The organism is Exiguobacterium sp. S3, assembly GCF_018617295.1.
Classification (GTDB): Bacteria; Bacillota; Bacilli; order Exiguobacteriales; family Exiguobacteriaceae; genus Exiguobacterium; species Exiguobacterium profundum.
Genome location: NZ_JACSJW010000003.1, coordinates 350,690 through 367,403 on the forward strand (window position 1 = coordinate 350,690; position 16,714 = coordinate 367,403).

The following is a 16,714-nucleotide window of genomic DNA, read 5'->3' on the forward strand; positions in this document are numbered from 1 at the left end:
TATGTTAATGTATCCTTGTTCGTTTCCCTAAAAGAAGTTGAATCGAACGAAAAGATCTTGGGTGACATCGATGATATACACACTTCCCGTTACAATAAGTAAATATCCGATTGGGATGAGCAGACTTTTCATTGTATGTGGTTTTGTTATGTCTCCCCGATGCTGTAGTAGACAATCCACCAAGTAAAACAAGACCGCCGCGAGCAGACTGAGCCATGACAAGACGAGCCCGAATAGTATATGTAAAGCAAACGAGGTGAACCACCTGAATCGTTTCGAACTGAACCGATTCGCCAACCAGTCACTGCACCATGAGGTCACGACACCATAGGTCAACATGATCGGAAAACTGACCGCTACATAGGCAACCGTCATCAGAAGGAAGTCACACAGCACACCACTCAGCCCTCCATTTTCTCGTACACCCGTCATAGTGACCCCACACGCTAACAGAATCGCATAGACGGGCGAGGCGATGGATGCTGTGACGATTTTACGATTCCACATCTGCACTCCCCCTAATCCCTTCCAACTTTACACGACCTGTTCTGAAAACGCACAAAAACCAGCCTAAATTCAGGCTGGCTTCGCGATTTGTTAATTGTTTGCAACTTCTCCGGCTTTCGTACGGACCGATTGCATCGCTTCCGTCCATGGAAGGAGTTGGTCGAGCATATCGTTGACCGATTGTGCTTGAACGTCTTTCGGAGCGAAATGCGTGCCGTTCTCGAAGTCTGTGAAGAGTGAAAGTGCAGGATGGACACGTACGTGAGCGATTGACAATTCACTCAAAATGCCCCGTAAATGTTCTGTTGCCCGCGCTCCACCAACAGAACCGTATGAGACGATTCCGGCTGCTTTGTTGTTCCATTCGACGCGTAAGTAGTCGAGTGCGTTTTTAAGAGATGCTGAGATGGAATGGTTATATTCTTGGACGATGAAGATGAATCCGTCCATTTGCGCAACTTTCTCCGACCAGGCCGCTGCGCCAGATGCGTCTTGACCCGCTTCACCGAGAAGTGGCAAATTATAGTCTGCGATGTCGATGACTTCATAGTTGGCATCACCACGTTTGTTGGCGAGTTCTTTCACCCATTCCCCGACTTGTGGACTGACGCGACCTTCACGAGTTGATCCGAGTACGATTCCGATGTTTAACATAGTAGTTCCTCCTTGGTTATGTTGTGATGCATCTGATTTTCCAAACAAGCGATTCAAGAAACTCATTTCATGCCCTCATATTCTTTCTCAAATGTTTTCGTGCTTCTGACCGTATCGATCGGTCGTACCATCGCCTCGATTTGCGAACGTTTCGCTTCGAGGAACGGCGGGAGTGACAACTTCTCACCGACCGTCTCGTACGGCTCGTCTCCCATGAATCCAGGTCCATCTGTCGCCCATTCGAACAAGATTTGCGGCGCGACACGTGCATAGGATGATTCAAAGAAGAAGCGATCGACGTAGCCAGAAGTCGGCAAACCGAACTGTTGGAGACGTGCTGTCCATTCATCGAGGACGCTACGGTCTTCGACACGGAATGCGACATGGTGCACGGTACCGAACCCTTGACGCGCTTGTGGAGATGTCTCGTCGTGAATGACGATCACTTGCGCTCCGTTTCCACCTTCACCTCCTTCAAAGAGATACACATCACCTTCTCGCCCGATCTCTTTAAACAGCATCACTTGCTCCATCACTTGTTTGAAATATGTGATATCGGCGATGCGAATAAAGATTGGACCGAGTCCCGTGATCGCGTATTCAAGCGGGATTGGACCGTTCTTCCACGGCTCGCCCGACGCGATGCCTTCGTTGAACTCATCCGAGATGAGTTGATACGCCTGCTCATCAAAGTCGATGAACGAGAGCGTCTTCTTCCCGAACTGTTCTTGAATCCCTTCGTGCTCGACACCGAGACGGTCGAATCGACGGACCCAATACGTCAACGCTTCATCTGTTGGTACGCGGAACGACGTCTTCGCGATCTCATTTGTTCCGTGCTTACCTTTCGGGATACCTGGGAAGTCGAAGAAGGTCATGTCTGTCCCTGCGTTTCCTTTATCGTCCGCAAAGAATAAGTGATACGTTTGAATGTCGTCCTGGTTGACCGTTTTTTTCACCAAACGCATGCCTAACACGTGAGTGAAGAAATCGTAGTTTTTTTCGGCACTACTCGTGATTGCTGTGACGTGGTGAATTCCTTTAACATGATTCATCATTCTCTCTCCTTTTATATCTTGATTTCAAGATACATGATTAAAATTTTTTGCGGCTTCTGCCCGCTTTCCTATTTGTTTCAACTGTTCAATCGTTTCGTTTAATTGCATCCCTTCAAACACGGCGTTCATATGCTCCGTATGCTTAGGGAAAATATCTTGCATCAAGCGCTCTCCGTCATCCGTCAGCGCCGCGTATGTGATGCGACGATCGCTCGGACAAGCCTTACGAATGAGATACCCTTTTTCTTCTAACCGGTCCACGACGTACGTCATACTTCCGCTCGAGAGGAGAATTTTCTTCCCGATGACTTGAATCGGTTGATCTCCTTTATGATATAAAAACTCGAGTACGGCGAACTCGGTCGCGTTCAATCCGTAAGACGCCACTTCCTGCTTCACCAGGTCTTGTAACGACTGAGAGGCACGTAACAGCACAGTAATTGTTTTTAATGCATCAGATGGTTCCATCTGTCTCCCTCCTTTGTCCAAGAGAGCCATTAACTTAAATTTAAATATCTTTAATTCGAGATAAATATATCATGCGAAGATTTTCCCGTCAATCGATTTGATTCAAAAAAATGAGACGGGTTGTTCCCGTCTCATTCCCCTCGCCGAATTACAGCCATTTCACGACCGAATCGATGGCCCTCATCAACGAATCCTAGGCTTTCATATAAGTGATGCGCTGCCTCGTTCTCGGGGTGATAGCCGACGACAATCGGTTTCCCCTCGCCGATTTCTTCAAGCATCAGCTCTGTCGCCTGTCGACCAATCCCTTTGCCTTGATGAGCATGGTCGATCATGATTCGGTAAATCCACCATGCATCCAACTCTTCAAGCTCTGTATTGTACATGAGGAAACCGACCATCGTCTCGTCCTCATAAATTGCGCGCGGGCGTAGCGTCGGTTCGTACATCGCTTGAAGTAACGAAATCGCATTCGGCTCCATATACGACTGTTGTTGGTCACTTAATGCCAATTGACAGCATGTATACCAATTTTGTGCATCGATCGGGCGTAATGAAATCATGTCATTCTCCTTTAGTCATATGTCTCATTTAAGTTTCTTGCATAAAATGCGATGGCACGGCGGTACCGCGCGATGCTTTCGTCCGCTTTCGGACTTGCAAGCAGCTCAAGTAATGTTCCCGTCGCTTCTTCATGGCGACCGACGTTGTAATGGGTCATCGCTTGAAATACCTTGAGCGCCCCGTGATTCGGGAATTGCTCGATTGCCTCTTCAAATAACTGTTCCGCTTCCGTGTATCGTCCGAGTGCCCGATACGTACTGCCGAGTCCGAGATATGATTCCGCCAACTCTTCCCCCGTCAACCCGAGTCGGATGGCCCGTTCATAATGCGGGACCGCTTGACGTTCTTCACCGAGCGAGTCATAGCACCACGCACAGTACGCATGTAGCCTCGGATTCTTTTCATCTTTCCCCAAGAGCGACAAGAACAGTTGCTTCGCCTGCTCAAGTTGTCCCTCCTCACGGAGACGAACGGCTCGATCAAACTCATTCTCTTCTGTCACGTCGGTCCCCTCCTGTGCAAATTCTTGATTTAACCATGCTTGTAACGTTTCATAATACTTACCGATATGTACCCCATCGACGAGTGCATGATGGGCTTGGACGGATAACGGCATAACCAGACGCTCGCCTTGACGTTCGAACTTGCCCCAGGCGATGCGCGGCACGCTGTCATGTTGTTGCTGATGCGTCGGGTGCATGATACTCGTGAACGTGACCCACGGAACACTCGTGATATACAGTAAGTCGTCGGGCTCGTCATCCCCGACCACGACTTCATCGGCAGCTCGCTCCATCCGCGTCGTCACTTCTTGTAAGAATGTCGGTAAATCTTGATAAAACATCGCCGCACAAAAGTTGAAGACATCCTCGTCTAACATGACCGTGAACGAAGGGTGGACCACCTCGTGTTCGACGACCTCTTCACCACGGATACGATAGCGCAATTCCGGAATCGCGTTCGCCGCTCTCACCGCACCGTATAAAAAGAGTTTGAAGAACGATTGGTTGCTCTCCTTGGCATATGTATATAGGTTCGTGACATCTACGTTTGCCGTCACGTTGAAATGTGGCGCATCAAACGCTTTGAAAAACTCGAAGTGCTTACGTCGTGCCCACGTCTTGATTTCAATTTTTTTCATAAAAACTCCCCCTCCTACGCTCTTACTGTAGCAGAGAGAGTGAATTCGCTCATAGCTTTTGTTTTAACTGTTCGTAATGTCCTTTCGCCAAATCAAAGTAGATGAAGTCTCCACGTTCGATCCGTTCGAGCGTCGCTTCGAATTCACGCCATCCACGTTCGACTTGTTCAGGCGTCAGCTCACCGCTTTCGGCCGCCTCTTCGAACTCATCCTCATCCTTTTTGACGATATCCCCATTTGGAAACACGAGAATATCGAGCAACAAGTCATCCATATAAGGGATACCCTCTTCTTCGCCGATTCGGTCAACGAGGTCGATATACCACTGCACGATTTCGCCTTCCGGATTGATCATCGCTGTCACACCGAACGGTTCATTGTCCGGGAAATATTGGAGCCAAGCAAACCCGGCATCCGCCACGATGAATTCTTCCCCTTTATGCTTTTTATATAATGGTGCCCGAACCTCATCGATTTGGAATAAGGCGACGACGCCTGAAAATTGTTCCGTCTGAACACGAATTTGCGCGTAGCGGTTCTTTAAAATCCGTTCCCAGTCTCGTCGATTCGCATACTTTCGTTTTGCCATATGGATCTCCCCTTTGGTCATCTCTGTATGATACAGTTCGCCAGAAGAAGGAAAGTTCCTTGTTAGTCATACAGGTTATGCTGATTGAACCAGACGAGATGACTTTGCTTCAAGCGTTTCCGCTCGACCATACGGACGAACGCGTCTGTCGAGATGAAACGGTTCCCGGGATGGAGGTCGGCCAGCATCAAGAGGATGAGGCGTGAACCTCGCTCTCCCTCTTGAAGAGAGATATGTTCCATCTTCCCTTCCCCGTTGAAGCGGTTGATGAACAGCTCGACTTTACACTCTTCTTTTAAGAGTCGGGTCGTCACATATGCGACTTGGCTGATGATCGACTCGAAGTCGTGATGTAACGTGTAGCCGGACGGCCCACTCAAATCGACTGCGAACGTGAACGTATCGAGCGATGTCTTTTGAAAGACTTTCGACTGGACTCGTCCAAGTTTTGCCGTCGCGACCCAGTCAATCTCTTTTACCGGTTCCCCTTCATAAGGCTTTGACCCCAGAACCTGCAGTGGATTCCGAAGTGGCGATGCGGTCAAAGGCCGGTCACCAAGCGCTAAACGTTTCGTGCCGACCGGTGGGTGTAACGTAAGGGACGGTAATACCGTCCACCGCCTCTCGATGGGACACTCGAGTAAGTACGTCCCGAGATGAAACGGGAGCGTCACAGCAAGTATGCATTCTTCGATGTAGGCAGGACCTCGGAATTCGGCTTGAATGTGAAGCATCTGACGAGCCTGATCTGTCCGTAATGTCAAATCCAAACTATTCGGGGACCGGTCGTGGGCTGGAAAACTGAGCGCTGTATTGGATTTCAGCCGAACACGAACCGGAAGCCCGAGTCGTTCGACGACTTCACTTCCATCTAAAATCAGTTGTACCTCCGTCTCATCCCCGACAAAGAGAAGGGATTCATGGCTATGTACGTGAAGCCGAAGAGCTTGTTCCAACTGTTTCCGTGTCCGTTCAAAGAACCAAACGATGCCCGCAAGTAAACAAAGCGCATATCCGACAATCTCCATGTACGGGACGAATACGAGAATCACCCCAGCGAATCCATAAACCGGAATCCATTGTTTCTGTAGGGCGTTATGTGTCGAGAAGGTCATCTTCAGCCCTCTACCGGCACAGAGACGGTGTCTAAGATGTAACGGATAATGTCCTGTTTCGTCGATTTGATGCCTCCTTCAAGCGTCAACGTCAAACGATGGGACAAGACATAAGGTGCCACGGCTTTCACATCTTCCGGAATGACGTACAATCGATCGTTCAGATAGGCATAACTTTGAGACGCTCGCATGAGCGCGATGGCTCCACGTGGACTGACACCGACCTCGACGGATGCATGTTCCCGGGTCGCGTGAACGAGCCCGAGTAAGTAATCGAGGACATCATCTTGAATCGATACTTGCTTCACTTCCTCCTGAGCACGGCGTAACTCGTCTAACGTCGCAACCGCCTCTACGGTTTTCCTCGTTTGGCGCATCACTTGTAAGAGGAGTTCTCTCTCTTCCGAAAAATCAGGATAACCGACTGGAATCGAAATCAAGAAGCGATCGAGTTGGGCATCCGGTAAGGGGAACGTCCCCGCTGATTCAATCGGGTTTTGCGTCGCGATGACGAAAAATGGTTTCGGCATCGGATATGTCTCTCCCCCGATGGAAACTTGTCGTTCTTCCATCGCCTCAAGCAAGGCGGACTGCGTTCGTGGAACCGCTCGGTTGATTTCATCAATCAAGACGATGTTCGCAAAGATTGGTCCTTGGCGATGATCGAACGTCTGCGTCTGCATGTTGAAATAGTCTGCTCCGATCACATCAGACGGTAACAAGTCGGCCGTGAATTGAATCCGGGAAAACACCCCGTCGAAGCTAGCCGCAATTGTTTTGGCAAGTAACGTTTTTCCCGTGCCTGGCACATCTTCTAATAGAATATGTCCTTCCGCGAGTAACGCCGTACAACAGAGGCGTACGACATCCTCTTTTCCTAAATACACTTCGTTCAACTGTTTGATGACCTGCTCCATGCCCATATGACGACCTCCATTTTTTGTCTTAATCAAACTTTACCTTTTTATGGTAAGATAAACAACAAATAGTCTGAAAATTCAAAAGGAGGTACCCTCTTGCGCTGGACGAACAAGTTTCTTCTCATGATTGTCGCCACACTCCTCGGCACCTTTACGATAATGGTGATTGCGACGAGTGTATTCGAGTGGCTCTATAACCCGGAAACGATACCGGTCGAGGAAAGTCATAGTCTTCCAACTGATCTCCTATCGGATGAGGATGATGGAATTTTAATTGGTGAATCCAAAGCAGATTACCCGTTTGAATTGGATCCTCAAAAAGGAAAACATCACTTTTTTGAGAGAATCACGGGATCTGGAGAATCAACACGACGAAATCTCGGACTATTCGTCGCTTTGATCGCATTCTGTTGCTTCAGTTTCTATGTCTATCGAAAACGAAAACGGCATTTGACGAACGCACGAGATGATGATGATTCAAGCATAGACCCGCTTGTAGAATCGCTACAACACAAGAACGCCTCGTCTGTTTCGACGCTCACAGCGTTCACGAACGTCCCGATTCGCGATGCACTGATCACATTCAACCAATCTCTCGTACCAGTCAAGCGATTGCGTGCTCATGAGACATTGCAAGAGTGGTTCCAACGCATCGATTTACCGATGAACCCGTCCGTTTATCATGCGGTTCGCTACGGCACCTCTTCAGGTGTGACGATTTCTGAAGAAGATACACTTCACTTCAAGAGAACACTCGATACCTACGCGACACGTCCTCACCCCGAGTGAGAATGTGCACAGGTTCTGCTTTTTCATCATGAATGATAAAATGGTGGAAAATGTCAGTTAAGGGGATGGAAACATGAGACGATGGGCGATATTCGGATTAAGTGCACTTTTACTCACGGGTTGTACAGATACGGTGGCAGACAATCCAACCCCAATCGAATCACCCGATGAACCCATCACCGAATGGACGCGTGAGGACTTTAAAGACGTCTATGACCAATACGAACAAACGAAACCGCTCCTTACTGCCCTTGAACAACAAGGAATCAAACCGTTTCGGGAGACATTCGAACGGGTCATCATCGCAGGCAACGGCCTCGAGCATACGTATGCGGATATTTACCCATTCAAGCTCGATGACGGGACGTATGCTACCATTTTCGATAGTCAGGACGGAACGGTGATCAATGGTTCTGAGTCGGTCGCTCCGCTATTTTGGCAAGAGGAATCCTTCCTTCAATACGTCGAAGAGATTGAAAATCGGAAATTCGGTACAAGTGCCCCACCTACCGATGTCGTCCTCACGCAGGATGAATTCCAAACGGTCTATGACCGCCATGCCTACACGTCAGCCCTCCTCGTCGAACTCGATGAAGCGGGCGTCGAACTGGCACGGGAGCCAATCGATGACGTGATCATTGCCGGGAACGGTGTAACCGAAGTCACTGCCGACTTGTTCGTATTCGATGTCGAGAGCGGGTATGCCATCGTATATGATCAGGACGGAGAAATTTTAAAAGGCCCCGAATCCATCTCACCGCTCTTTTGGAACGAGAAGGACTATGTGGACCTGTTAGCCAAGAATGAAAGTTAATGCGTGTCACGTTGTAACTTACGATATTCCAGCAACAACTTGAGCCATTGTGCCGGTTTGTCGCTGGAATCTTTTTTGTCCCGACGATGTGCTGTGACGTAGGTGTGCCATGAGATGGCCCGATACACGCATCCCAATTCCTCCGCAATCTTCATATGACGCTCGAGTATTTCTGTTGGCGCGACGTGTCTCCATTCTTTCAAATAAACCTTTCGTAACTCATGGATTTTCTCTATCCATAATGTATCGTCCTCTTCCGGCAATAAATCGAACAAGATGTTCCAAAAGACACGCATGCTAAAGAATGGATGTGTGATTGTCGCATCTCCCCAATCGAGAATCACCGGTTGATTGCTTTCAGGCTCCCAGAAAATATTCCCTCCATGCAAATCGCCGTGGTCGAGACTCATCGGTATACCACTTTCTAGTTCTTCACACATCGACAGAAGTTCAGGTTTTAGTGCCAACACTTCTTCCCGCTGCACCCGCTCCAGATTTAGACTCATCTCAACGAACGTCGATTCGATTTCCTCCCTGAGCATAGACGGACGACGGTCTGGAACCCCCATTTTTAAAAGTTGCTCCGTCTCACCACTCATTCGTTGCTGTAATTTGGCATACTCTCGTAGCGCAACCTCATACTGTTCCTGATCAGGTACATCACGTAACGGGTGACCGGAAACTTTTCGCAAGATGAACCATGGATGAACCGGATGCACAGCGACTACGTCTGGCACGAGCCTAGGCAACATATGAGCAAGATATTGTGACAACATTCCTTCACTCTGACTGATTGAAGTGACCGCTTTAGCATAGACGCCATTGCCATGAACCAGATACGTCAAATCCGTATCTTTTTCTAGATGCCACGTCTCATTCGAAATATATTCATCAATCCACTGATCAAACTCATGCTTGAGATCAGTGTTTTCCCAGAAAACAGATAGTTGTTCCATATTCGTCCCCTTCCAATTTATGCTATACTCAAATCAATAAACGACCACTAGGGGAGCCTTCGGGCTGAGATGGCATTTGCCGGACCCTTTGAACCTGATCTGGCTCATACCAGCGTAGGGAAGTGGCTTGGGATACGTCTCTGTATGTCCACGCCATTTTTCCGTCTGGAAACGTGGCGTTTTTATTTTGAAAGGAGACTATTCATGCGTATTCAACAACTCACTTGGATGGCAATGCTCGTTGCCATCGCCGTCGTCGGTTCGATGTTCATCTCGATTCCCACAGGTGTCGCCCGCGCTTATCCCATTCAACATATGGTGAACGTGATTGCCGCAGTCACCGTCGGTCCAATCGGAGCCGTTCTCGTTGCTTTCGTCACCGGACTCATTCGCGTCATGACCGGTACAGGATCACTGCTCGCATTCCCTGGTGGCATGATTGGCGCGTTTCTTGCCGGCATTTTCTTCGTTCGCACGAACCGCGTCTATGCGGCCGCTCTCGGAGAAATCATCGGGACTGGGGTTATCGCTTCGTTGATTGCCGTCCCGTACGCAAAACTGTTGATGGGTTCGACGTTCGGTGCATTTTTCTTTGTCCCGGCGTTCCTTGCCTCTAGTTTGACGGGCGCGCTTCTCGGTTGGCTCGTCTTGTCGCGTGTCAAACAGTTGCGACCGAGCGTACTCAAATAAAAGCTCCCTTTTTGGATGAAAATGGTAAACTATAGACAACATCTATAGAGGAGGGGTTTTATGTCTCGTTTCAATCAACTTGTAGCGGGTGGTATTTTGCTGTTTTTGTCCGGACTCTTATATACGCTCGAACGCATCGCACTCTACATACGTTGGTACGCCGAAATCTCAACCGGGAGCTGGTTGGAAAAACCGACGTTTGTCGATCCATTTCTCCAAAACTGGTTCGTTACCTTGTTTCTCTTTGCCGCTATCCCCTTCTTTTTGGCAGCTATGAATGTCACGCATAAAACAAGTCCATCCGAGAATCCGACCGACTCATGACGGTCGGTTTTTTGTATGATAGACCCAAATCGCTTCACCATTCCATTCATCAATTAAGCCGCTGTCGACAAAGCCGTTCTTCGCATAAAATCGTTTCGCGGCTTCATTTTCTTGATGGAGGCTGAGGATGATATCATCCACGTCGTATTGTGTCTGGATGAATTCCACTGCCATGCGTAGGCACTTCGTTCCAACGCCTTTCCCCTGTTCATGTTGACCAATCATGAAGCGGTCGAGCCACACGTAACGTTCTGTCTGGTTTTCTGCTCCGATCATCATGAAGCCAACCGGTCGCTCACCTTCATAAAATGCAAAGCTCTGCCAATTGTATTTCGTATCCTCAGCCATCTCTTGAAGGGATTCGGCATTCGTCTCGATGAATCGTGCTTGGTTCTCGTCCACTGTCAGAGCGATGACCGCCTCTCGATTGACTGCATCAACCGGTTGAATCGTGATTTCGTTTACTTTCATACATTCACCTCATTGATTTTCTCTTTCTTCCATACGATTTCTCCCGTAAAAAGTTTCTTCTCCCGTATCTTCGAAGGCTTGTATTCGCTACACTAACAATAGAAAAGGATGGGATCTTATGTTCCGAATCGGAAGTATCTTCATTCCCGTATCAGATGTAGAATAGTCTCTGAACTGGTATACAACTTATTTTCATGCCCAAGAAATCGGGCGCTGGGAAGGGGGCATCGGAATCTGTCTGCCCGATGGCTCAACTCAACTCGGATTGATTCAAACTACTTCAACGCAATCTACAACATTTAAGGATGCGTCTGGACAAGCCCATGTTTATTTCAATGATGAATTATAAAATTAAGTGCAACACCCAAAAGTGAACACAAAAAAAGCCCATGACGCTTTCCTCGTGTAGAATGAAGTCACCACAACACACATTCAGACTGAGGAATCGCTATGAGCTATATTCATCTTACCACAACGGAACGCATGAAAATAGAGACGTATCTGGAGCTCGGGATGTCCATCCGGTCCATCGTGAGACGGATCGACGTGCCCCTGACCGTGCTCCGTCAGAAAGGGAAACGTCAAAAGCCGACCGAGACGCGCGGGCGCATCAACATCGGACTCTCCATCTCGCAACGGCCGCCAGAGGTCAGGGGGCGACGGACGTTCGGCCACTGGGAGCTCGACACCGTCGTCTCCGGACGAGGGAAGTCGAAGGCGTGCGTCGCGACGTTCATCGAGCGGAAGAGCCGGTTCTATCTCGCCCTGCCGATCGCGGACCGCACCGCGGCCTCGATGGAGCGGGCGATCCATGCGGTGCACGGCGCCTTCCCGGACGGCACGTTCGAGACGGCGACGACGGACCGTGGCAAGGAGTTCAGCGGTCACGAACGCATCCAGGCGTCGCTCGGCGTGCCGATGTATTTCGCCGACCCGTATTCATCGTGGCAACGGGGGAGCAACGAGAACGCCAACGGGCTCCTCCGCGAGTTCTTCCCGAAAGGAACGGACTTCGCGCAGGTGGCGCACGACGAACTCGCGGACGCACTCGCCAAAATCAACGGGCGGCCGAGAAAATGTCTGAACTGGAAAACCGCACACGAGGCCTTCACCGAGGAAGTGTTGCGCTTAATTTGACAAACCGTCTTAACTAAAAACAATTATCGTGAAAATTTCATTTCCCCCTTGAACCTTACGTAGGGTAATGTTTTATAGTAAAACTAGCTTACTTTTGCAAAGGGGGAATCGTTGTGCAAAATGCCATTGTTAAGGCATTAATTAATGAAGAACAGATTCGTCTATATTTTATTGATAATACCCAGCTACTTCGCGATATCTATGCCTTAAACCAGGAACTTCCTAAACCGCTTAAACTGCTGTTAGGCAAAACGATATCAGCAATGAGCATACTCTCTGGTACGCTCAAAGGAAACCAGCGCATGAGCATCCAGGTAACGTTGAGCAACCCTCACCATAAGATTTTTGCGGAAGCCGAAGCGAACGGAAATGTCAGAGGATACTTGAACGAGGAACTTTTGAGAACTTCTAATATAGAAGAAAAGTCGATGCAAGATTTGATTGGACCTTCTGGGATGATCCGTGTCATAAAAGGTTCTGAGATGAATCAATTCACCAGCATTACCGATATGCCAAATCAACATATCACGGATGATATTGCCAACTATTTTGTGAAGAGTGATCAGACACCGACCTACCTTTATTCCGACATTCAGTTGGATAATGAAGCTTCCCTTCTTTCCAGTCATGCACTGTATGCACAACTTCTTCCCAGTGCACCACCACACCTGCTTTCAGAAGTGAAAATGATTGTAAAAGCCAATCCGAATATTTTCAGTAAACTAAACGCTAAAGAAGCGAGTGACAGCGAAGAAGCGTTAATCCAGTTGTTTGGGGATGCAAAAATTATCGGCCATAGCTCCAGTCAATTTTTCTGCGGGTGCAGTAAAGAAATGTTCTATGGCATACTTTATTCCTTGAGTGAAGAGGATATCAAACGGAGCATGGAACGAAATGAAGACATTGAAGCTTTTTGCCATATTTGTGGGAAAACCTACACGTTTGAGCAAAAGGAGATGCAGCAACTCTTCTAACTTCGAATTTCTCGTTTTTAGTTGGTGAATAGAAATGTTGTTAAATGGAGGCTAAGAGGATGAAGGAACATTGGAAAGTCGGAGAAGTTGCAGAATTGGCAGGTTTAACGATTCGAACTTTACGATATTACGATCAAATCTGTTTATTTTCACCTTCTCAGTATACGGAGTCAGGGCATCGGCTTTACACGAAAGCAGATTTGGTACGTCTTCAGCCAATTTTGTCCTTAAAGCAGATGGGAATGTCATTAGAAGAAATACAACTTCTGTTGTCTAATCCGGAGGAACAAACCGTTGCGGAGATTTTGCAGACCCAAATTTCTCGCGTCAAAAAAGAGATAGAGGTTCAGCAAAAACTAGTAGCCGAGTTGGAAAATGCGTTATGGGCTGCACGCAGCAATCGGACCCTCTCGATTTCAGAACTTACTAAATTAATGGAGGCGCTGAAAATGAATAAGGAAAAATACTTTTCGAAGCAGCAATTGGCTACCATGGAAAGGCGATATGAAAATGCCGACAAACAACTTTTAAAGCAGGCAGAGCAAGAATTTAACGGTCTTATCAAGGAAATTCGTTTGGAAAAAGAAAAAGGCGCTTCTCCTTCCGATGAAAAAGTACAAGGTTTAGCGAAAAAATGGAATGACATCGTGAAGGCCTTTTCCGAAGACGATAGGACTTTCCGCAAGCAAGCCGAACATTTCCACGCCGAAAACCCAGGGAACGAACTGCAATATGAAATAGATGGCGAGCTATACCAATTTATCAATCAAGCATTGAATCATAAGTGATTTTATAAGAAAGGAAGAGGAAAAGCTGACAAATTGGCTTCCCTCTTCCTTTCTTATATTTGTTTTTAAAGAACTCCCGATAACGTCATCACATGTAAACAAAGTTTTAAAGAATAACTTCTCTTCTAAGAAGAGAAATTACGGAATAATCACCATGGAAATCGTACGATCTGTTCCGTCTTCATCTTCTTTTCTATTATAGTATTTTTCCATTAATGTAGTTAACTCCGACTGAAAATCTTCGAATGAATCGTCTGTTAAGTTCATTTTCACTAAAGAAAATGTCGCTTGATCCTGAATATCTTCTGTAACTCTGTTGTCATGATAGTCTTTATAGTTCTGAAGAATATACATAAAAAAATAAGTTACAAATTTTATTTTATCGCCGTAAGTGGCAGACTGCCAATCTTCTTCGCTGATCTTATAGGCTTGGGTATTCAGGGCATACAGCTTTTCTTCAACTTTTCCAATTCGATTTATGCCAACGACTTTCAATAGATTGTCTTCCACCATTGAGTTCACATGTCTGTACAATGTCGCTTGCGATACTTCTTTCAATAGTTTATTCAGTTGCATAATCGAGTATCCTTCATCGACATCTATTAATTCCAAAGCGATTTTAAACCTGACCTGGTTTTTAAATAAATCAAATTCCATCTATTTCGATCCCCTTTTATTTATGATTAGTGAGCTGTTATATAGTCTTTCTTCGGGATTACCAACTTCTTGTCACCATTTATATCAGAATTTTCTTACAATAAAAAATGAGATTACTCCTAAATGTATTTTGAGTCTGTATCTAAAATACAATAATATGGTTGACTTTTCAATTATCATTATTGATAATGATAATTGAAGGAGTGATTCAGATGAATACAGATATGACTGCTCTACTGGAAATTGATTGGGCACAGATTCTCCCTTTCGCCTTGCCAATTATTTTATTCAACTTATTATTGATTGGAGTTGCGCTCTATGATTGGTTCAAAAGAAAAGAGCTCATTGGCTCACCATATATTTGGCTGGTCACCATTCTATTGCTCCAATTGCTCGGGCCGATATTTTATTTAGTGATTGGAAGGAGAATGATCCGAAATGATTACAGTCGAGAAACTTCATAAGACCATAAAAAAAAGAAAGATTTTGAGCGATGTCACCTTCTCGGTTGCAGATGGTGAATGTGTTGGCTTATTGGGACCTAATGGGGCAGGTAAAACGACGCTTCTCAAATGTATGACCGGCATTCTGCAGCATGAACAAGGGGACATTACGTTCAATTCCAACCCTATCGTGCAACATAAGAAAAATATTGGCTATTTGTCCCAACATACGGACTTCAAACCTTGGATGACCTGTGAGGAATCGCTCTTTTTCTTCGGAAAATTGTCGGGCTTGGACAAGACATTTTTAAAGGGGAATATTTCAGCGGTTTTAGAAGAAGTTGGGCTTAAGGATAAGGAAAACTACAAAGTGGAACAATTATCCGGCGGCATGAAACAGCGGCTCGGGATTGCCCAGGCCATTTTGCACCAACCGTTGTTGCTGATTTTGGATGAACCGGTTTCAGCGTTGGATCCGATTGGCAGAAATGAAGTAAAAAAGTTGATCGCTCGCTTAAAGAAGCACACGACCATCATCATTTCGACGCATATATTGGACGACGCCAGCGAATTTTGCGACCGGTACATTATCATTAAAAATGGAATGATTGTCGGAAACATAAACGATGTACTTCAGAAATCATACCGCAAACAAATTCTAGTTAAGACGGGGAATGTCCCGCAAACAAGTGAAGCATTGAAAAGTTCTGAGTTCGAACACGTTGAATGGTTATCACCAAACACCTTTCTTTTAACGGGAGCTGAGGAATTGGATTTAAAGAAAGTCGTAAACGATTTCGCTGCAAAAGAAATGGATATTACGTCCATTGCGTTTTATGAAAGAGGGATAGAAGAAATTTTCCTGGAGATGGTATCGGACACATGACAAACTTTTATACATTAACGCGCACTGAACTAGTAGAAGCCGCAAAAGAATTTAAGTTCATCTGGTTAACGCTGTTTTTCGTGATCTTGGGCCTTACCCAACCGCTAATCACTAAATACATGGACGTTATCCTCGAAAACGTTGGCGGTGCCGACGGCATCACCATCGATCCGAACCAGCCGGTACCAAGTTCTGCCGAAGTTCTTTTGTCGACCATTTCCGGCCAATTCAATCAAATCGGACTCATCATCTTAATTATTAGTTTCATGGGGCTGATTGCAGCCGACCGCAACAGCGGCATGCAAGATTTCATATTGACCCGCCCCGTCTCCCTGCGCTCCTACCTATTGTCGAAGCTGGCGGGCCATTGGGCAGTCAGCATGTTCAGCATCTCCATTGGAGCAGCCGTTTCCTATGGTTACACCATTTTCTTATTCGGTTCTTTCTCTTTTTCAAGCTTTGGACTGTTTCTGCTGTTGTACAGTTTATGGATCCTCTTCGTGGTGAGTCTGACCATCTTGATCAGCACCTTTGTTAAGAGCCCCATCCTTATCGCTGTCACAACAATCGCCGTTTCTATTTTCTTTATTCTGATCAAGGGGTTCAACCATTTCTTGTTCCAGCTGTCACCAGGCGGTATCTTAAACCTGGCGGAGAACCAGTTGCTGTCGGTCCGGGACTTGAATTACTTCAGTATCGCAACCTGTTTGGCATTTATTTTACTGAACCTTGCATGGGCCAGTAGGAATCTGAAAAAGTTTTAATTGAA

22 protein-coding genes and 1 riboswitch are annotated in these 16,714 nt (G+C 46.7%); of the genes, 10 read left to right on the top strand and 12 right to left on the bottom strand.

From position 1 onward, the window contains the following. Positions 1-27: 27 nt before the first annotated feature. The 9 genes from KNO65_RS10615 to KNO65_RS10655 form a co-directional block, all read right to left on the bottom strand. On the bottom strand, positions 28-507 hold the full coding sequence (locus KNO65_RS10615) for a hypothetical protein (protein WP_214784066.1): 480 nt from the start codon (positions 505-507) through the stop codon (positions 28-30). Between the two features lie 90 nt (positions 508-597). Beyond that, positions 598-1,227: an NADPH-dependent FMN reductase gene (locus KNO65_RS10620; protein ID WP_483297368.1), complete on the bottom strand. Its 630-nt coding sequence runs from the start codon at positions 1,225-1,227 to the stop codon at positions 598-600. Next, entirely contained in the window at positions 1,224-2,216 is a 993-nt protein-coding gene (locus KNO65_RS10625) for a ring-cleaving dioxygenase (protein WP_041917956.1), read from the bottom strand. Before KNO65_RS10625 ends, KNO65_RS10620 begins: the two co-directional genes overlap by 4 nt. 27 nt (positions 2,217-2,243) lie before the next feature. Further along, positions 2,244-2,687 (bottom strand): MarR family winged helix-turn-helix transcriptional regulator, encoded by a 444-nt coding sequence (locus KNO65_RS10630; protein ID WP_031421914.1) that lies wholly within the window; start codon positions 2,685-2,687, stop codon positions 2,244-2,246. A gap of 131 nt (positions 2,688-2,818) precedes the next feature. Further along, entirely contained in the window at positions 2,819-3,250 is a 432-nt protein-coding gene (locus KNO65_RS10635) for a GNAT family N-acetyltransferase (protein WP_214774034.1), read from the bottom strand. Positions 3,251-3,261: 11 nt separating this feature from the next. After that, positions 3,262-4,392 carry a tetratricopeptide repeat protein gene (locus KNO65_RS10640; protein WP_214784072.1) on the bottom strand — a complete coding sequence of 377 codons (1,131 nt, stop codon included), beginning with the start codon at positions 4,390-4,392 and terminating at the stop codon, positions 3,262-3,264. A 49-nt stretch (positions 4,393-4,441) separates the two neighbouring features. Beyond that, complete coding sequence (locus tag KNO65_RS10645) at positions 4,442-4,981, bottom strand: DUF402 domain-containing protein (RefSeq protein ID WP_214784075.1); 540 nt, start codon at positions 4,979-4,981, stop codon at positions 4,442-4,444. A 62-nt stretch (positions 4,982-5,043) separates the two neighbouring features. Further along, complete coding sequence (locus tag KNO65_RS10650; RefSeq protein WP_214784078.1) at positions 5,044-6,096, bottom strand: DUF58 domain-containing protein; 1,053 nt, start codon at positions 6,094-6,096, stop codon at positions 5,044-5,046. A gap of 2 nt (positions 6,097-6,098) precedes the next feature. Further along, positions 6,099-7,019 carry an AAA family ATPase gene (locus tag KNO65_RS10655; protein ID WP_214784082.1) on the bottom strand — a complete coding sequence of 307 codons (921 nt, stop codon included), beginning with the start codon at positions 7,017-7,019 and terminating at the stop codon, positions 6,099-6,101. A 93-nt stretch (positions 7,020-7,112) separates the two neighbouring features. Between KNO65_RS10655 and KNO65_RS10660 the strand changes: the two genes are divergently transcribed. Together KNO65_RS10660 and KNO65_RS10665 are read left to right on the top strand one after the other, a co-directional pair. Beyond that, on the top strand, positions 7,113-7,805 hold the full coding sequence (locus tag KNO65_RS10660) for a hypothetical protein (protein ID WP_031421902.1): 693 nt from the start codon (positions 7,113-7,115) through the stop codon (positions 7,803-7,805). Between the two features lie 73 nt (positions 7,806-7,878). Further along, on the top strand, positions 7,879-8,619 hold the full coding sequence (locus KNO65_RS10665) for a hypothetical protein (protein ID WP_012727618.1): 741 nt from the start codon (positions 7,879-7,881) through the stop codon (positions 8,617-8,619). On the opposite strand, the gene KNO65_RS10670 is transcribed toward KNO65_RS10665, so the two are convergent. Continuing rightward, positions 8,616-9,575 carry an aminoglycoside phosphotransferase family protein gene (locus KNO65_RS10670; RefSeq protein WP_214784085.1) on the bottom strand — a complete coding sequence of 320 codons (960 nt, stop codon included), beginning with the start codon at positions 9,573-9,575 and terminating at the stop codon, positions 8,616-8,618. The two genes, KNO65_RS10665 and KNO65_RS10670, sit on opposite strands and share 4 nt — an antisense overlap. A 39-nt stretch (positions 9,576-9,614) precedes the next feature. Continuing rightward, a riboswitch (TPP riboswitch) is annotated at positions 9,615-9,713 on the top strand. Positions 9,714-9,779: 66 nt separating this feature from the next. Here KNO65_RS10670 and thiW point away from each other — a divergent pair. Together thiW and KNO65_RS10680 are read left to right on the top strand one after the other, a co-directional pair. After that, a complete protein-coding gene (gene thiW / locus KNO65_RS10675; protein ID WP_047794734.1) occupies positions 9,780-10,265 on the top strand; it encodes an energy coupling factor transporter S component ThiW in 486 nt (161 codons plus the stop codon). 60 nt (positions 10,266-10,325) lie between these two features. Further along, a complete protein-coding gene (locus tag KNO65_RS10680) occupies positions 10,326-10,589 on the top strand; it encodes a hypothetical protein (RefSeq protein ID WP_214784088.1) in 264 nt (87 codons plus the stop codon). On the opposite strand, the gene KNO65_RS10685 is transcribed toward KNO65_RS10680, so the two are convergent. Beyond that, on the bottom strand, positions 10,584-11,060 hold the full coding sequence (locus KNO65_RS10685) for a GNAT family N-acetyltransferase (RefSeq protein WP_214784091.1): 477 nt from the start codon (positions 11,058-11,060) through the stop codon (positions 10,584-10,586). The genes KNO65_RS10680 and KNO65_RS10685 overlap by 6 nt on opposite strands. Positions 11,061-11,510: 450 nt before the next feature. On the opposite strand from KNO65_RS10685, the gene KNO65_RS10690 reads away from it, so the two are divergent. The 3 genes from KNO65_RS10690 (at position 11,511) to KNO65_RS10700 (ending at position 13,959) form a co-directional block, all read left to right on the top strand. After that, positions 11,511-12,197, top strand: a complete 687-nt coding sequence (locus tag KNO65_RS10690; protein ID WP_214784094.1) for an IS30 family transposase — start codon at positions 11,511-11,513, stop codon at positions 12,195-12,197. 113 nt (positions 12,198-12,310) lie between these two features. Next, the gene (locus KNO65_RS10695; RefSeq protein WP_214784097.1) at positions 12,311-13,171 is read left to right on the top strand and encodes an Hsp33 family molecular chaperone HslO; all 861 of its coding nucleotides are present in this window, start codon (positions 12,311-12,313) and stop codon (positions 13,169-13,171) included. Between the two features lie 59 nt (positions 13,172-13,230). Next, a complete protein-coding gene (locus KNO65_RS10700; RefSeq protein ID WP_214784100.1) occupies positions 13,231-13,959 on the top strand; it encodes a MerR family transcriptional regulator in 729 nt (242 codons plus the stop codon). Between the two features lie 138 nt (positions 13,960-14,097). Here the strand turns inward: KNO65_RS10700 and KNO65_RS10705 are convergent, their stop codons facing one another. Next, positions 14,098-14,616 (bottom strand): helix-turn-helix domain-containing protein, encoded by a 519-nt coding sequence (locus KNO65_RS10705; protein WP_214784102.1) that lies wholly within the window; start codon positions 14,614-14,616, stop codon positions 14,098-14,100. Positions 14,617-14,828: 212 nt separating this feature from the next. Here KNO65_RS10705 and KNO65_RS10710 point away from each other — a divergent pair, with 212 nt between their 5' ends. The 3 genes from KNO65_RS10710 to KNO65_RS10720 are packed head-to-tail and all read left to right on the top strand — an operon-like array spanning position 14,829 to position 16,709. Continuing rightward, positions 14,829-15,080 (top strand): PLDc N-terminal domain-containing protein, encoded by a 252-nt coding sequence (locus KNO65_RS10710; protein ID WP_182091643.1) that lies wholly within the window; start codon positions 14,829-14,831, stop codon positions 15,078-15,080. After that, positions 15,055-15,945 carry an ABC transporter ATP-binding protein gene (locus KNO65_RS10715; protein WP_214784104.1) on the top strand — a complete coding sequence of 297 codons (891 nt, stop codon included), beginning with the start codon at positions 15,055-15,057 and terminating at the stop codon, positions 15,943-15,945. Before KNO65_RS10710 ends, KNO65_RS10715 begins: the two co-directional genes overlap by 26 nt. Continuing rightward, positions 15,942-16,709, top strand: a complete 768-nt coding sequence (locus KNO65_RS10720; protein ID WP_214784106.1) for an ABC transporter permease — start codon at positions 15,942-15,944, stop codon at positions 16,707-16,709. Before KNO65_RS10715 ends, KNO65_RS10720 begins: the two co-directional genes overlap by 4 nt. Positions 16,710-16,714 lie beyond the last annotated feature (5 nt).

What these genes read in the sequence shown, in the direction of transcription:
- KNO65_RS10615 (WP_214784066.1), bottom strand. Translation starts at nt 507, where the DNA reads ATGTGGAATCGTAAAATCGTCACAGCATCCATCGCCTCGCCCGTCTAT.
- KNO65_RS10620 (WP_483297368.1), bottom strand. Translation starts at nt 1,227, where the DNA reads ATGAGTTTCTTGAATCGCTTGTTTGGAAAATCAGATGCATCACAACAT.
- KNO65_RS10625 (WP_041917956.1), bottom strand. Translation starts at nt 2,216, where the DNA reads ATGAATCATGTTAAAGGAATTCACCACGTCACAGCAATCACGAGTAGT.
- KNO65_RS10630 (WP_031421914.1), bottom strand. Translation starts at nt 2,687, where the DNA reads ATGGAACCATCTGATGCATTAAAAACAATTACTGTGCTGTTACGTGCC.
- KNO65_RS10635 (WP_214774034.1), bottom strand. Translation starts at nt 3,250, where the DNA reads ATGATTTCATTACGCCCGATCGATGCACAAAATTGGTATACATGCTGT.
- KNO65_RS10640 (WP_214784072.1), bottom strand. Translation starts at nt 4,392, where the DNA reads ATGAAAAAAATTGAAATCAAGACGTGGGCACGACGTAAGCACTTCGAG.
- KNO65_RS10645 (WP_214784075.1), bottom strand. Translation starts at nt 4,981, where the DNA reads ATGGCAAAACGAAAGTATGCGAATCGACGAGACTGGGAACGGATTTTA.
- KNO65_RS10650 (WP_214784078.1), bottom strand. Translation starts at nt 6,096, where the DNA reads ATGACCTTCTCGACACATAACGCCCTACAGAAACAATGGATTCCGGTT.
- KNO65_RS10655 (WP_214784082.1), bottom strand. Translation starts at nt 7,019, where the DNA reads ATGGGCATGGAGCAGGTCATCAAACAGTTGAACGAAGTGTATTTAGGA.
- KNO65_RS10665 (WP_012727618.1), top strand. Translation starts at nt 7,879, where the DNA reads ATGAGACGATGGGCGATATTCGGATTAAGTGCACTTTTACTCACGGGT.
- KNO65_RS10670 (WP_214784085.1), bottom strand. Translation starts at nt 9,575, where the DNA reads ATGGAACAACTATCTGTTTTCTGGGAAAACACTGATCTCAAGCATGAG.
- thiW (WP_047794734.1), top strand. Translation starts at nt 9,780, where the DNA reads ATGCGTATTCAACAACTCACTTGGATGGCAATGCTCGTTGCCATCGCC.
- KNO65_RS10680 (WP_214784088.1), top strand. Translation starts at nt 10,326, where the DNA reads ATGTCTCGTTTCAATCAACTTGTAGCGGGTGGTATTTTGCTGTTTTTG.
- KNO65_RS10685 (WP_214784091.1), bottom strand. Translation starts at nt 11,060, where the DNA reads ATGAAAGTAAACGAAATCACGATTCAACCGGTTGATGCAGTCAATCGA.
- KNO65_RS10690 (WP_214784094.1), top strand. Translation starts at nt 11,511, where the DNA reads ATGAGCTATATTCATCTTACCACAACGGAACGCATGAAAATAGAGACG.
- KNO65_RS10700 (WP_214784100.1), top strand. Translation starts at nt 13,231, where the DNA reads ATGAAGGAACATTGGAAAGTCGGAGAAGTTGCAGAATTGGCAGGTTTA.
- KNO65_RS10705 (WP_214784102.1), bottom strand. Translation starts at nt 14,616, where the DNA reads ATGGAATTTGATTTATTTAAAAACCAGGTCAGGTTTAAAATCGCTTTG.
- KNO65_RS10710 (WP_182091643.1), top strand. Translation starts at nt 14,829, where the DNA reads ATGAATACAGATATGACTGCTCTACTGGAAATTGATTGGGCACAGATT.
- KNO65_RS10715 (WP_214784104.1), top strand. Translation starts at nt 15,055, where the DNA reads ATGATTACAGTCGAGAAACTTCATAAGACCATAAAAAAAAGAAAGATT.
- KNO65_RS10720 (WP_214784106.1), top strand. Translation starts at nt 15,942, where the DNA reads ATGACAAACTTTTATACATTAACGCGCACTGAACTAGTAGAAGCCGCA.